This window comes from Sphingomonas sp. FARSPH, assembly GCF_003355005.1.
In the GTDB taxonomy this organism is placed as follows: domain Bacteria; phylum Pseudomonadota; class Alphaproteobacteria; order Sphingomonadales; family Sphingomonadaceae; genus Sphingomonas.
The window spans coordinates 1,893,660-1,907,799 of record NZ_CP029985.1; the positions used below are offsets into that span (position 1 = coordinate 1,893,660).

At 68.1% G+C, this 14,140-nt stretch carries 17 protein-coding genes; 5 read left to right on the forward strand and 12 right to left on the reverse strand.

The window, feature by feature from the left end:
• Position 1 precedes the first annotated feature (1 nt).
• The 5 genes from queA to DM480_RS09085 form a co-directional block, all read right to left on the reverse strand.
• A complete protein-coding gene (queA, locus tag DM480_RS09065) occupies positions 2-1,033 on the reverse strand; it encodes a tRNA preQ1(34) S-adenosylmethionine ribosyltransferase-isomerase QueA (RefSeq protein WP_115378534.1) in 1,032 nt (343 codons plus the stop codon).
• Positions 1,030-1,731, reverse strand: coding sequence for a peptidylprolyl isomerase (locus DM480_RS09070; RefSeq protein WP_115378535.1), 702 nt, complete (start codon positions 1,729-1,731; stop codon positions 1,030-1,032). Before DM480_RS09070 ends, queA begins: the two co-directional genes overlap by 4 nt.
• A 78-nt stretch (positions 1,732-1,809) precedes the next feature.
• Positions 1,810-2,316, reverse strand: a complete 507-nt coding sequence (gene coaD / locus DM480_RS09075; protein WP_115378536.1) for a pantetheine-phosphate adenylyltransferase — start codon at positions 2,314-2,316, stop codon at positions 1,810-1,812.
• A gap of 14 nt (positions 2,317-2,330) precedes the next feature.
• Positions 2,331-3,236: a polyprenyl synthetase family protein gene (locus DM480_RS09080; RefSeq protein WP_115378537.1), complete on the reverse strand. Its 906-nt coding sequence runs from the start codon at positions 3,234-3,236 to the stop codon at positions 2,331-2,333.
• A 4-nt stretch (positions 3,237-3,240) separates the two neighbouring features.
• Positions 3,241-3,480, reverse strand: a complete 240-nt coding sequence (locus tag DM480_RS09085; protein ID WP_115378538.1) for an exodeoxyribonuclease VII small subunit — start codon at positions 3,478-3,480, stop codon at positions 3,241-3,243.
• Positions 3,481-3,541: 61 nt separating this feature from the next.
• On the opposite strand from DM480_RS09085, the gene DM480_RS09090 reads away from it, so the two are divergent.
• A complete protein-coding gene (locus DM480_RS09090; protein ID WP_115378539.1) occupies positions 3,542-4,900 on the forward strand; it encodes an NAD-dependent succinate-semialdehyde dehydrogenase in 1,359 nt (452 codons plus the stop codon).
• A 4-nt stretch (positions 4,901-4,904) separates the two neighbouring features.
• Here DM480_RS09090 and DM480_RS09095 read toward each other — a convergent pair whose 3' ends face one another.
• From DM480_RS09095 to DM480_RS09120, 6 genes are all read right to left on the reverse strand, one after another.
• Positions 4,905-5,099 carry a hypothetical protein gene (locus DM480_RS09095; RefSeq protein WP_115378540.1) on the reverse strand — a complete coding sequence of 65 codons (195 nt, stop codon included), beginning with the start codon at positions 5,097-5,099 and terminating at the stop codon, positions 4,905-4,907.
• Between the two features lie 56 nt (positions 5,100-5,155).
• The gene (locus tag DM480_RS09100; RefSeq protein ID WP_198665783.1) at positions 5,156-6,832 is read right to left on the reverse strand and encodes a diguanylate cyclase; all 1,677 of its coding nucleotides are present in this window, start codon (positions 6,830-6,832) and stop codon (positions 5,156-5,158) included.
• A 106-nt stretch (positions 6,833-6,938) separates the two neighbouring features.
• Positions 6,939-7,196: a hypothetical protein gene (locus DM480_RS09105; RefSeq protein ID WP_115378541.1), complete on the reverse strand. Its 258-nt coding sequence runs from the start codon at positions 7,194-7,196 to the stop codon at positions 6,939-6,941.
• Positions 7,187-7,381: a CopG family transcriptional regulator gene (locus DM480_RS09110; RefSeq protein WP_115378542.1), complete on the reverse strand. Its 195-nt coding sequence runs from the start codon at positions 7,379-7,381 to the stop codon at positions 7,187-7,189. The genes DM480_RS09105 and DM480_RS09110 overlap by 10 nt, the downstream gene beginning before the upstream one ends.
• A gap of 73 nt (positions 7,382-7,454) precedes the next feature.
• Positions 7,455-9,770, reverse strand: coding sequence for an ATP-dependent Clp protease ATP-binding subunit ClpA (gene clpA / locus DM480_RS09115; protein ID WP_115378543.1), 2,316 nt, complete (start codon positions 9,768-9,770; stop codon positions 7,455-7,457).
• Between the two features lie 135 nt (positions 9,771-9,905).
• Positions 9,906-10,100, reverse strand: coding sequence for a DUF1192 domain-containing protein (locus DM480_RS09120; RefSeq protein WP_115378544.1), 195 nt, complete (start codon positions 10,098-10,100; stop codon positions 9,906-9,908).
• A 77-nt stretch (positions 10,101-10,177) separates the two neighbouring features.
• On the opposite strand from DM480_RS09120, the gene DM480_RS09125 reads away from it, so the two are divergent.
• Together DM480_RS09125 and DM480_RS09130 are read left to right on the forward strand one after the other, a co-directional pair.
• Positions 10,178-11,179: an NAD(P)H-quinone oxidoreductase gene (locus tag DM480_RS09125; protein WP_198665784.1), complete on the forward strand. Its 1,002-nt coding sequence runs from the start codon at positions 10,178-10,180 to the stop codon at positions 11,177-11,179.
• Positions 11,180-11,262: 83 nt separating this feature from the next.
• Positions 11,263-11,823 carry a hypothetical protein gene (locus DM480_RS09130; protein WP_232833932.1) on the forward strand — a complete coding sequence of 187 codons (561 nt, stop codon included), beginning with the start codon at positions 11,263-11,265 and terminating at the stop codon, positions 11,821-11,823.
• A gap of 180 nt (positions 11,824-12,003) precedes the next feature.
• On the opposite strand, the gene DM480_RS09135 is transcribed toward DM480_RS09130, so the two are convergent.
• Positions 12,004-12,255: a hypothetical protein gene (locus DM480_RS09135; protein WP_232833933.1), complete on the reverse strand. Its 252-nt coding sequence runs from the start codon at positions 12,253-12,255 to the stop codon at positions 12,004-12,006.
• 192 nt (positions 12,256-12,447) lie between these two features.
• On the opposite strand from DM480_RS09135, the gene DM480_RS09140 reads away from it, so the two are divergent.
• Positions 12,448-13,119 carry a DUF1013 domain-containing protein gene (locus DM480_RS09140; RefSeq protein WP_115378545.1) on the forward strand — a complete coding sequence of 224 codons (672 nt, stop codon included), beginning with the start codon at positions 12,448-12,450 and terminating at the stop codon, positions 13,117-13,119.
• Positions 13,120-13,261: 142 nt separating this feature from the next.
• Positions 13,262-14,119 (forward strand): dienelactone hydrolase family protein, encoded by an 858-nt coding sequence (locus DM480_RS09145; protein WP_115378546.1) that lies wholly within the window; start codon positions 13,262-13,264, stop codon positions 14,117-14,119.
• Positions 14,120-14,140 lie beyond the last annotated feature (21 nt).

Below are 14,140 nucleotides of genomic sequence, written 5' to 3' on the forward strand. Positions count from 1 at the left end.
GTCACCGTGGCGGCAGGAGGAGGGAGGAATCGCCGTAGCTGTAGAATCGGTATCCCGTCGCGATCGCATGCGCATAGGCCGCCTGCATCCGCTCCAGCCCCATGAGAGCGGAGACGAGCATGAACAATGTGCTCTTGGGCAGATGGAAATTGGTCATCAGCCCGTCGATCGCGCGGAAGGTATAACCCGGCGTGATGAAGATCGCGGTGTCCCCTTCGAACGGCGCGATCGTGCCGTCCGGCGTCGCGGCGCTTTCGAGCAGGCGTAGCGACGTCGTGCCGACCGCGATCACCCGGCCGCCATCCGCGCGCACCGCGTTCAGCCGGTCCGCGGTCGCCGCGTCGATCCGCCCCCATTCGGCATGCATGCGATGCGCCTCGGTGTCCTCCGCCTTGACCGGCAGGAAGGTGCCCGCGCCGACGTGCAGCGTCAGCGTCTCGTGCCCGATCCCCGCCGCATCGAGCGCCGCGAGCAGGCCCGGGGTAAAGTGCAGCGCCGCGGTCGGCGCCGCGACCGCGCCCGGCTCGGCGGCGAACATCGTCTGGTAATCGTCCGCGTCGCGCGCGTCGGTCGGCCGCTTGGCCGCGATATAGGGCGGCAACGGCATCCGCCCGGCGCGCTCGAGCAGCAGCTCGACGGGCTCGTCGCCCGCGAAATCGAGCGCGAAGCTGCCGTCCTCCGCCCGGTCGCGCGCGATCGCGGATACGCCCTGGCCGAAATCGATCGCGTCGCCATCGCGCAGCCGCTTGGCGTTGCGGATGAACGCGCGCCAGCGCCGCGGCCCCTCGCGCTTGTGCAGCGTCGCGCCGATGCCGGCGTCGCCGCGCCGCCCCTCCAGCTGTGCCGGGATCACGCGCGTGTCGTTGAACACCAGGCAGTCGCCCGCGCGGAGCTGCGCCGGCAGGTCGCGGACGTGGACGTCGCGCGTCGCGTCGCCATCCAGCACCAGCATCCGCGCCGCATCGCGCGGGGCGGCGGGACGCAGCGCGATGTTTTCCGGCGGCAGCGCGAAATCGAAAAGGTCGACCTTCACTTGGCCTTCGGCGCCGCCTTCTTAGGGGCTGCCTTGCCTGCGGGCGTGCCCGAATCCGGCAGCGTCACCGGCGCGCCCAGGCTGACCGGGGCGGGGGCGGGCTGGTTCGAATAGGCCGGCGGATTGTCCGCGGCTATGTAGGCGTGAACGATCCTGGTCGGGTCCGACGGCGGCTCGCCGCGCTCGATCCGGTCGACATATTGCATGCCGTCGATGACGCGGCCGAACACGGTGTATTTCTTGTCGAGGTTCAGCTTGGGCTGGAAGACGATGAAGAACTGGCTGTTCGCGCTGTTGGGGTCGTCCGCGCGCGCCGCCGACACCGCGCCGCGCACGTGCGGCAGATAATTGAACTCGGATGCGACGTTGGGCAGCGTCGAGCCGCCGGTGCCGTCGCCCTTCGGGTCGCCGCCCTGCGCCATGAAGCCGTCGATGACACGGTGGAAGGCGAGGCCGTCGTAGAAATGCTGGCGGGTCAGCGTCTTGATCCGTTCCACCATCTTGGGCGCGACGTCGGGGCGCAGCCAGATGGTGACGCGGCCACCGTCGGACAGATCGAGCAGCCACAGGTTCTGCGGGTCGTTGATTGCAGGCGGCGTGGCGCGGCCGGCGACATTGGCTTCGATGACCTGCGCGGCGACGGGCGTGGTCGCGAGGCACAGGGTGGTCAACGCAAGGAAACGGGCGAACGCGCGCATGGAAATCCTATCCAGATGATCGCGGCGGCTTAGACCAGAATCCGGGTTGCACCAAACTGAACGTGGCGGACGCCGGGTTCAGCTGCCCTTGCGGCCTATCGCCGCGACGCGCGCGACGACGTCCTCGCACACCTGCGGCGTGACGAAGCGCGCGATCGGGCCGCCGAACAGCGCGATTTCCTTGACCAGTCGGCTGGCGATCGGCTGCAGCGCGACGTCGGCCATCAGAAAGACCGTCTCGACCCGCGGATTGATCTGCTGGTTCATGCCGGCCATCTGATATTCGTATTCGAAATCGGCGACCGCGCGCAGGCCGCGCACGATCACCTTCGCGCCCTCGCGCTCGGCAAAGTCCATCAGCAGCGAATCGAACGCGACGACCTCGATCGCGCCGGCGATGTCCGCCGTCTCGCGCCGCACCATCGCCATGCGCTCGTCGAGCGTGAACATCGGCGACTTGGACGGATTGGTCGTCACCCCGATCACCAGTTTGTCGACCAGTTTCGCGCCGCGGCGGATGATGTCCATATGCCCCAGCGTGACGGGGTCGAACGTGCCGGGATAGACGCCGATGCGGGTCGACATGGCTGCGGGGTCCCTTACCGGTCGCGCGCGACGACGTAGCGGGCCAGATCGCGCAGCACATCGGCCTCGGCGCCATGACCCTTCAGATGCTGGATCGCCTGGTCGACCAGCATCGCGCATTGTTCGCGCGCACGCTCGATGCCGAGCAGCGTCAGGAACGTCTCCTTGCCCGCGTCGGCATCCTTGCGCAGCTTCTTGCCCGCCGCTGCCTCGTCGCCTTCCGCGTCGAGCAGGTCGTCGGCGATCTGGAAGGCGAGGCCGAGGTCGCGCGCATAGCCGCGCAGCGCGACGCGCGCGTCGACGGGCACCCGGCCCAGGATCGCGCCCGCCTCCACCGCGACACTGATCAGCGCGCCGGTCTTCATCTGCTGCAACCGGGTGACGGTGGCGAGGTCGAAGCGCGAGCGTTCCGCGACGAGGTCCATCATCTGGCCGCCCGCCATGCCCGACGGGCCGGACGCATGCGCGACCGCCATCACAAGCTCGGCACGAACGAACGGGTCGGGGTGCGTCGCAGGATCGGCGAGCACCTCGAACGCGAGCGCGTGCAGACAGTCGCCCGCCAGGATCGCGGTCGCCTCGTCGAACGCCTTGTGGACCGTCGGCTTGCCGCGGCGCAGGTCGTCGTCGTCCATTGCGGGCAGATCGTCGTGGATCAGCGAATAGACGTGGATCGCCTCGATCGCCGCCGCGACCTCGCCCGAACAGTCGCGCGATACGCCGAACAGGTCGGCGGTGGCGCAGACGAGCAGCGGGCGCAGCCGCTTGCCCCCCCCGATCGCGGCATGGCGCATCGCATGGTACAGGTCGGCACGGGCATCGTCGGGCACCGCGAGCAATCGGTCGAAGCGGGCGTCGATATCCGCCGCCACTTCGGTCAGCGCGGTGGCAAGCGTTGGCGGAAGCGCGGCTGCGGCCATCGGATCAACCTGCGGCAAAGGGGCGGGTGCCGGCGGCCTTGCCCTCGGCGTCCAGGCGGATCGCCTCGATCCGCGCCTGCGCCGCATCGAGCCGCTCGGCACAGCGCTGGCGCAACCGGTCACCGCGTTCGTAGAGCGCGATCGATTCGTCCAGGCTCGCCTCGCCGCTTTCCAATCGGGAGACGATACGCTCCAGTTCCTTGAGGGCATCCTCGAACGACAGGCTCTCGATCGGCGTATCCATGGGGACGCGCTATGCGGCAGGGCGGGGGATCGGGCAAGCACCCCTGCGCGTTCGGCCGGTCATGTTCACCAGCATCAATCCCGCGACCGGCGAGGCCGGCACCCCGATCCCCGAACTGACCGCCGACGAGGTCGAGGCGCGCATTGCCCGCGCCGCGGCCACCTACGCAAATTGGCGGACGACGTCGTATGACGAACGCACCGCGCTGCTCGAACGGATCGCCGAGGCGTTCGAAGCGGACAAGCGTCGTCTGGCGGAGATCGCGACGCGTGAGATGGGCAAGACGCTGACCTCCGCCATTGCCGAGGTCGAGAAATGCGCCGCCGCCTTCCGCCATTATGCGCAGGAAGGGCCTGCGATGCTGGAGCCGCGCATGTTCCAGACCGCATCCGGACCCGCGACCGCGCGTTGGCTGCCGATGGGGCCGGTGCTGGCGGTGATGCCGTGGAACTTCCCCTATTGGCAGGTCATCCGCTTCGTCGCGCCGACGATCATGGCCGGCAACGTCGGGCTGCTGAAACACGCCTCGATCACGCAAGGATGCGCCGCTGCGATCGAGGAGACGATCATCGCCGCCGGTGCGCCCGCCGGTCTGTTCCAGAACCTCGCCATCCGGTCGGACAAGGTGGAGGCGCTGATCGACGATCCGCGGATCGTCGCCGTGACGCTCACCGGCAGCGAAGGGGCGGGGATCAAGGTCGCCGAGGCGGCCGGGCGCAACCTCAAGAAGGTCGTGCTGGAACTGGGCGGCTCGGACCCGTTCATCGTCATGCCGTCCGCCGATCTCGACAAAGCGGTCGAACAGGCGGTGAAGGCGCGTATCCAGAACACCGGCCAGTCGTGCATCTGCGCAAAGCGCATGATCGTTCATGCCGACATCTACGATACGTTTCTCGACCGGTTCGGCGCGGCGATGCGCGCGGTGAAGGCCGGCGATCCGCTGGACCCCGCCACCGACATGGGGCCCCTGTCGAGCGAAGAGCAGCGGCAGACGACGCTGGACCAGATCGACGCGATCGAGAAGGCGGGCGGCCGCCTGCTGTTCGGCGGCGAGGCGCTGCTGGGCAAGGGCGCCTATATGTCGGCGGGCGTGATTGTCGACGTGCCCGTCGACCATCCCGCGGCGCAGGAGGAAGTGTTCGGCCCGGTGGCGATGGTGTTCCGCGCCGACGATATCGACGCCGCGATCGCCCTCGCCAACGACGTGCCCTTCGGCTTGGGATCGTCCGTGTGGACCAACGATCCGGGCGAGCGCGCGCGGTTCGAACGCGACATCGCCGCGGGTATGACCGCGATCAACGCAATGCTCGCCTCTTCACCCGAAGCGCCGTTCGGCGGGATCAAACGCTCAGGCCATGGGCGCGAACTGGGGCCTTACGGCCTGCACGAGTTCATGAACCTCAAGACGGTGTTCGGCTGAGCGATCACCGCAGGCGCTGCGTCCAGGTATAGAGGACCGAGACGCCGACCAGCCCGAAGTCGATCGCGGCCTGCATGCGGTGCGGCGTCGGGTCGGCGGCGTCGTGCGTGATCAGCCGGATGTCCGCGGTGGGATGGCGCACGGCGATGATCGCGAGCGCAAGGCCCGCACCGATCGCTATCTTCCGCCGGTCGCTCATCCGTTACGCCTCCCGATGCGGCAGCATAACAGCGTGGGCGGGACGCCGCCAGTGGGTCAGGCGGCGCTGAACAGCGGCGCCGCGCCGCGGACGCGGTCGCGACCGGCAGCCTTCGCCTCGAACAGCGCGCGGTCGGCGCAGCGGTACAGCGCCTTCCAGTCGGTTTCCCGATCGAGCGGGCCCGAACAGGTGCCGATGCTGGCGGTGACGGACAGATCGAACGGCATGCGCTCCGCGCGCAACGCGTCGAGCACCGCGTCTGCGTCGAACGCGGGTTCAGCGGGCATCAGCAGGGCGAACTCCTCGCCACCGAACCGGGCAATCAGCGTGCCCGGCGGTGCCACCGTGCGTAGCGACCGGGCGACGCGGCGCAGCACCTCGTCGCCGCCGTCATGGCCGATCGTCTCATTGACCGCCTTGAAATGGTCGATGTCGGCGATGACGAGTTGCTGATCTCCGCTGCGGCCGATCGCCTGCTCCAGGAAGGCGCGACGGTTGAGCAGCCCGGTCAGCGGGTCGGTCGCGGCGAGCAGGCGGGCGGCGATTTCCTGCTCGCGCGCGCTGTCGCGCTCCAGGCTGAGCAGGCGGATGCGATAGGCGACGCCCAGCGACGACAGCGACGCTTCCAGCGCCATTGCGAGCAGCGTGGAATGATCGATCCACCAATACCAGCTGATGACGTTCATCGCCGCGAGGATACGCACCGAACACAGGGCGACGGGCGCGCCCCAGGCGATGGCGAAGACCCACAGATGGTTGCTGCGCGCGCGCCACGCCCGCCACAGCACCGCGCCGACCAAGCCGATCAGCAGGACGTAGGACAGGTTGACGGCGAGGTTGATCGCGACCGGGAAACGCGGCGTGAACAGGGCGAAGCTCGACGAACTGACCAGGATCGCCGCCGCCACCACATTGCTCGTCGGGCGTAGCCAGCCGTCGAACACGCGGCGTTCGAAGAAGGCGCGCGCGAAGGTGATCGCGGCGACCGCCGCGACGGCGAGCAGCACATAATTGAGGCGCATCCGGTCGTTGTTGTCGATCGCGGTGATCTGGCCGAGGAACCCCGAAGAACTGAACGCATAGCCGAGCAGGCTGAGCACCATCAGGCAATAGGCGGGCTGGAACGCCTGGCGCAGCGCCGCCCACAAGGCGAGATTATAGATCAGCAGCGCGATGCACATGCCCGCGAACGTCGCGTACAGGGCGGCCATGCCCAGTTCATGGCGCACGGCTTCCCGACCGCTGACGATATACGCGCCATTGACGATGCCGCGCACGTTGAGCGAGCCTTCGATATGCCAGAGCAGGCGGACCGGCTGCGCCTCGCGCGGCGGCAGCGGCAGCTGGAAGGTCGCGCCCAGCATCAACGCGCGGCCCGCGGCGCGACTGTCGAAACCGAGCCGACGGATCGCGCCGTCGCTATAGAGGATGTAGAGCGAAACCTGCCGTTGCCAGGTGCTGGCGAAGCGGATCGCGGCCCTGTCCGCACCCGTATGGGGGATCGGCCGGGACAGCATCCAGTAATCGCCGGCGCCATAATGATTCTGCGGTGTCGTGCAGTCGAACCGGGCCGGATCGGCGAACATCCGCACGGCCGTGTCCGCTGGCCGCGCGCGCGCGACGCAGGTTTGCAGCGGCACGCCCGGCATCGCGGACGCCGGCACGGCGCAGGCGATCGCGATCATCGCTCCGAACAGGGCGATCAGTCGAGCGAGGGCGCGGGTCACCGACATCGGGTCGGCGATACGGCCGCTTCACCAAACAATGGTTAACATCGTCGCAGCTTATCGTCCCTCGCGGCGCGCAAACTGCCGCGACGTCGTCGTTTTCTGTCGGCGGCTATCGGATCGCCCCACCTCGCTGGCGCACCGACAGGACGAAACCCGTCGGCCCCGCGCCATGCACGCGCAGGACGAACGGGCGCAGCAGCGCGACGTCGTGGCACCCCGCTGGATGGTCCGCATAGGCGTCCAGCCGGCGCGCCGTATCGATCGCCGCCCACGCTAGCCGGGTTTCCGCCCCCCGACCGATCGCCCCGAGGTACCGGCGGATATGTTCGAGATCGGCGATCGCGCCTTCGGTCCAGATCAGCGCCACGGCGGGGTTCCGCCGCCCTGCGTGCCCCACAGGCCCAGCCAAAGCGCGACGGCCTCGTTGCCCAGCAGCCGTCCGGCGGTGATGTCGCCGTAACCCCGTGCGTCCAGCCGGTCGACCATATCGGGATCGTCGAAGAGATTGTCGGCGGCCTCGCGCGGCACATTCTGCTGATCGTCCGGGTCCATGCAGGATCGGATACAATGAAAACGGAGCGACTTTTCGCAAAGTCGCTCCGTTTCGGATCGGTCTTGCCGCAGGTTACTTGGCGTCGACGGCCTCGGGTTTGCCCTTTTTCTTGGGCTTTTTCGGCGCGGCCGGCTCGATCGCAAAGGACAGCGCGCCGTCCTTCATCTTCACCGTCACCTCGCCGCCGTGCACCAGCTTGCCGAATAGCAGTTCCTCGGCGAGCGGCTGCTTGATCTTCTCCTGGATCAGGCGGCCCATCGGACGGGCGCCGTACAGGCGGTCGTAGCCCTTTTCGGTCAGCCAGCTCTTTGCGGCATCGTCCAGGTTTATGTGCACTTGGCGATCCGCCAGCTGCAGTTCGAGCTGGAGGATGAACTTGTCCACCACCCGCGCGACCACCTCGGTCGGCAGGTAGCCGAAGGGCACGATCGCATCGAGCCGGTTGCGGAACTCGGGCGAGAACATCCGCTGCACCGCCTGCTCGTCCTCACCCTCGCGGGTCAGGTTGCCGAAGCCGACCGTCTCGCGCGCCATGTCCGCGGCGCCCGCATTGGTCGTCATGATCAGGATGACGTTGCGGAAATCGACCGTCTTGCCGTGCTGGTCGGTCAGGCGGCCGTTGTCCATCACCTGGAGCAGGATGTTATAGAGGTCCGGATGCGCCTTCTCGATCTCGTCGAGCAACAGCACGCAATGCGGGTTCTGGTCGACCGCATCGGTCAACAGACCGCCCTGGTCGAAGCCGACATAGCCCGGGGGCGCGCCGATCAGCCGGCTGACCGAATGGCGCTCCATATATTCGGACATGTCGAATCGCTGGAGCGGGATGCCCAGGATCGTCGCGAGCTGCTTTGCGACCTCGGTCTTGCCGACGCCGGTCGGGCCGGTGAACAGATAGTTGCCGATCGGTTTTTCCGGATCGCGCAGGCCGGCGCGGCTGAGCTTGATCGCCGCGGCGAGCTTCTCGATCGCACCGTTCTGCCCGAACACGACGCGCTTCAGGTCGGTTTCCAGCGTCTCCAGCACCTTTTTGTCGTCGGAGCTGACCGATTTCGGCGGGATGCGCGCCATTGTCGCGATCACCGCCTCGATCTCGCGCGCGGTGATCGTCTTCTTGCGCTTGTTCTGCGGCACCAGCATCTGCATCGCGCCGACTTCGTCGATAACGTCGATCGCCTTGTCGGGCAGCTTGCGGTCGTTGATGTAGCGTGCCGACAATTCCACCGCCGACTTGATCGCATCGGGCGTGTACTTGACGCTGTGATGCTCCTCGAACGCCGAGCGCAGGCCGGCGAGGATCTTGATCGTATCCTCGATCGTCGGCTCGTTGACGTCGATCTTCTGGAACCGGCGCAGCAGCGCGCGATCCTTTTCGAAGTGGTTGCGGAACTCTTTGTAGGTCGTCGATCCGATGCAGCGGATCGAACCGCCCGACAGCGCCGGCTTCAGCAGATTGGACGCATCCATCGCCCCGCCGCTGGTCGCGCCGGCGCCGATCACGGTATGGATTTCGTCGATGAACAGCACCGCGTGCGGCAGCTTTTCCAACTCGTTGACGACCGCCTTCAGCCGCTCCTCGAAATCGCCGCGATAGCGGGTGCCGGCAAGCAAAGCGCCCATGTCGAGGCTATAGATCACCGCCTCCTTGAGCACGTCAGGCACCTCGCCCTCGACGATCTTGCGCGCCAGGCCTTCGGCGATCGCGGTCTTGCCGACGCCGGGATCACCGACATAGAGCGGATTGTTCTTTGATCGGCGGCACAGGATCTGGATCGTGCGGTCGACCTCCGGCCCGCGGCCGATCAACGGATCGACCTTGCCGATCTTCGCCTTTTCGTTGAGATCGACGGTGAACTGCTTGAGCGCGCTTTCGCTCTTGCCCTTGTCCGCGGCGGCCTTCGGCTTCTCCTCTTCGGCACCCTTGGGCGGCGCGGCCTCGGTCGCCTGGCCGCCCTTGCCGACGCCATGGCTGATGAAGCTGACCGCATCGAGGCGGCTCATGTCCTGTTGTTGCAGGAAATAGACGGCGTAGCTCTCGCGTTCGCTGAACAACGCGACGAGCACATTCGCGCCCGTCACCTCGTCACGGCCCGACGACTGGACGTGCAGGATCGCGCGCTGGACGACGCGCTGGAAACCGCTGGTCGGCGACGGATCGGTCGCGGCATCCACTTTCAACGCGTCGAGCTCGGTATCGAGATAATGGGCGACGGTGGTCTTTAGATCGCCGAGATCGACGTTGCAGGCCTCCATCACCTTCGACGCATGCTCGTCGCCGATCAGCGCGAGAAGCAGATGCTCCAGCGTCGCATATTCGTGGCGGCGGGACGACGCGGCCTCGAGCGCCTTGTGCAGCGTGGTCTCGAGCGCGGGGGCGAAGGATGGCATGAGAATGTTACTCCAGTCGGGCCGCGGACGATGACGCGGCCCTTTCCACCAATGTCGGTATCGCGGGGCCGTCCATCAACCGGTCGGGCATCGTGCCGGCGCGTGACCAACGCGCAGGAGCGATGCCCGGTCCGGTCATCGACGGAATAGCGCGTCGGCGCTTGCGCGATGGTTAACGGCGCGTTCGCGATGCGCGTGGACGCGCGCGATCTCCGCCTCCAGCGCGGCGACCCGCGCGTCGAGTTCGGCCACGGAAAGCGGGTCTAGGTCCTGCCGGCGCAGCATCGCGAGCGCGTCGTCGGGACGAGGGGGAAGATCGTCCATGTCCATAACGTGACGCAACGTTGACCCGCGCCAAAGCGATGTCAATAAGCGACGGACCGCGCCATGGACGAGGATGCGACCGGATGACCGAGATCCCCGAAACGATGCAGGCGATCGACCCGGAAGGTGCGGGGGGACCAGAGGTCCTGCGGCTCGTGACGCGACCCGTGCCGCGCCCCGCCATGGGCGAGGTGCTGGTCCGCGTCGCCGCCGCGGGCGTCAACCGGCCCGACGTTCTGCAGCGCAAGGGCGGCTATCCGCCGCCGCCGGGCGCGCCGTCGATTCCGGGGCTGGAGATCGCGGGCACCGTCGTGGCGCTCGGCGATGGCGCGGATGCCGCGCTGCTCGGCCAGCCGGTGTGCGCGCTGCTCGCTGGCGGCGGCTATGCGGAATATGCCGCGGTCGCTGCCGGCCAGTGCCTGCCCGTGCCCGACGGCCTCGAGATGTACGAGGCGGCGGCATTGCCGGAAACCGTGTTCACCGTGTGGACCAACCTGTTCGAACGGGCCTTTGCCGCGCAGGGCGACACGGTGCTGGTCCACGGCGGCACCAGCGGAATCGGCACCACCGCGATCGCGCTCGGCCAGCTGTTCGGCCTGACCGTCATCGTCACCTGCGGCGACGCGCGCAAATGCGCCCGCGCGCTGGAGCTCGGTGCGGCGCACGCGATCAATTACCATGACGAGGATTTCGTCGCGCGCGTCCGCGAGATCACTGGGGGCGCCGGGGTTGCGGCGGTGCTCGACATGGTTGGCGGCGATTACGTGCCGCGCAACCTCGAATGCCTCGCCGACGATGGCCGCCATGTCTCGATCGCGGTGCAGCGCGGCACGCAGGCGACGGTGCCCTTGTTCGACATCATGCGCCGGCGCCTGACGCTGACCGGATCGACGCTGCGTCCGCGCGACAGCGCATTCAAGTCGCTCGTCGCGGACGAGATCGCGCGCGTCGTCTGGCCGCATGTGGCCGCCGGCCGGCTGCGCCCCGTCATCGACCAGATCTATCCGCTAGGCGAGGCGGCGGCCGCACATGCCCGGATGGAACAGGGCGATCATATCGGCAAGATCGTGCTGACGGTCGGGTGAAACGAGAGGCCGACCGGCGTGCGCGTGGCGGGATCTAAGCGTGAAGCATGACGTTGGACAGGCGTAACGGATAGGATGAATTGATGCGGTTCTGGTTGGGCGCTGCCCTGTTCGCCGCGATGATGGCGGCATCGCCCTCGACCGCCGAAACCGCGCGCGAGGTGCTGGCGCAGGCATCGTTCAGTGACCGCGATCCCGACGACGCGCTGAAGCGGATCACCGCGGCGCAGGCGCTCGCCACCGCCGCGCTGAAGCACAACCCCGACGACCGCGAGGCACAACTGATGCAGGCGACCGCGCTCGGCTATCGCGCGCGCCTCAACGGCAGCCGGAGCGATGCGATCGCGGCGCGCAAGCTGTTCGAGGCGATGGTCGCGCGCGATAGCCGAGCGCGGAGGCGCAGCTCGCGCTCGGCGCATGGCATGTCGGTGCGGTATTCCGGCTGGGGCGGCTCGGCGCGCGCGCGATCCTGGGCGCGCAGAAACCCGTCGCCTTCGCCGCGCTCGACCGCGCGGTGGCGCTGGGCGGGGATCGTGCACTCTATCCAGGCCTGTCGGCGCTGTTGCGGCTGGAACTCGATCCGGAGGATGCGCGGGCACGCCAACTTGCGGAAGCGGCGAGCCGGGCCGCGGCGCCGACATTGATCGATCGGACGATGCAGCGTGCCGCGGCGGCGATCCTGGTGCCGATCCGCGCAGGGCGGACGGATGAGGTGCGGCGGCTGGCCGCCGAACTGCTGCCGTTCGGCCGGCTGCGCAAGGCGTGAACGAAAAGGGCCCCGCGGCGGCTGCCGCAGGGCCCCGTTTTTCGGCGATCTGCTGCGATCAGTTGCTGTCGGACTTGTCCGTCGCGACGAGCACGATCGCGGTCAGCGCGGCGAGGATGCCGATGCTGATCAGCGTGGTCGTCGACACCGATGCGCCGATCTTGCTCTTGCCCGACGCCGGCGCGGCCGCGCGCGCGACAGACAGGCTGGCGGCAGGATTCGCCTGCGCCGGCGCCGCCGAGGCGGCGACGGGGGCGGCAACCAGCGCGGTGCCGGCGATGACGAGCGACAGGCTCTTGAAAACGGTCATGATTCCCGAACTCCCTGGATGTTTTCTATTGATCGATGCGGCGCCATAGTCGGGAATTGTGACAGTTCGGTCAACGCGGGTGCACAAAATGCCTGACGGGTTGCCCTTCGGCCACACGCGCGGTACATCGGGGGTGTACGACGGCCGCTCCGTGATGGGGCGGCCCTATTTATTTCTACGGAGCAAGACCCCGTGTCCCAGCCGCTCATGCCTCATGCGACCGCTTCCTGGCTCGTCGACAATACCTCGCTGTCGTTCGACCAGATCGCCGATTTCTGTGGGCTTCACATCCTGGAAGTGCAGGCGATCGCCGACGACACCGCCGGCACCAAGCTGACCGGCCGCGATCCGGTGCGTGCGCACGAGGTGACGCAGGAGGAGATCGACAAGGGGCAGGCCGATCCGGCCTACCGCCTGAAGATGACCAAGGGCCCCGAGCAGGTCCGCCGCACCAAGGGCCCGCGCTACACGCCGGTGTCGAAGCGGCAGGACAAGCCCGACGGCATCGCCTGGATCATCCGCAACCATCCGGAAATCTCGGACGGTGCGATCAGCAACCTGATCGGCACCACGCGCACGACGATCGCGGCGATCCGCGACCGCAGCCACTGGAATATCGCCAATATCACGCCGAAGGACCCGGTGACGCTTGGCTTGACGACGCAGCGCGAGCTCGACGCCGCGGTCTCGAAGGCAGCCAAGACGAGCGGCGCCGAGCCCGCGCCGCAGGATACGCGCCTGGAGGGCGACCGCGAGGCGCTGATCGCCAGCCTGCGCGCCGAGCGCGAGGCGGCGGCCCGCGGCGTCGAGGAAGGCGAAACCGGCGCGCAGGCAGAAGCGCGCGCGCTGTTCGGCGACCGCTGACAGGGACACGGTCGGGCTTCGGCTCGCCCGCCCGCCGGCCGAACCGGCCGGGACGCGATGATGCGCCGGTCGTCAACGCACTGGCGGATGCGGTTTTCCTGCTATAGCCTCCCGACCGGATATACGGATCGGGAGAGGCGCGATGTGCGACGAATGGACCGCCGAGGATAACGAGCATCACCTGTCGCGCCGCGCGTTCGGCGCGGCCGCAGGGGCGGCGGGGATCGCGATGGTCCTGCCCGCGCCCGCCGATGCGCTCCCCGTCAAGGGCCGCGACGTCACTATCGCAACGCCCGACGGGCAATGCGACGCCTATTTCACCGCGCCAGCGAGCGGCCGTCACCCCGGCGTGTTGATCTGGCCCGATATCATGGGGCTGCGCCCCGCTTTTCGCCAGATGGCCGACCGGCTCGCGCAGAGCGGCTATGCGGTGCTCGCGGTCAATCAATTCTACCGGTCGACGAAGGCGCCGTTCCTGAAGGACGGCGAGTCGTTCGACCAGCCCGCGGTGCGCGACCGGATCATGCCATGGCGCGAAAAGCTGACGCCCGCCGCGACGACCAGCGATGCACGCGCCTTCATCGCGTTCCTCGACAAGCAGCCATCGGTGGATACGAAGCGCCCGCTCGGCGCCGCGGGCTATTGCATGGGCGGCCCGTTCGTCCTGCGCACCGCGGCGACCGATCCGGTGCGCGTCCATGCCGGCGCATCCTTCCACGGCGCCGCGCTGGTGACCAACGATGCCGACAGCCCGCATCTGCTCGCACCGAAGCTGCGCGGGCGCTATCTGATCGCGATCGCGGAGAATGACGATGGGCGCAGTCCAGGCGACAAGGATGTGCTGCGCACCGCCTTCGCGGCGGCGAAGGTGCCGGCGGAGATCGCGGTCTATCCGGGCGCGATGCACGGCTGGTGCGTGATCGACAGCCGCGTCTACAACGCGCCGCAGGCCGAACGCGCCTGGGGGCGGATGCTCGACCTGTTCAAGCGCACGCTTTGATCCCAGCAGGCGAAAGGCTCA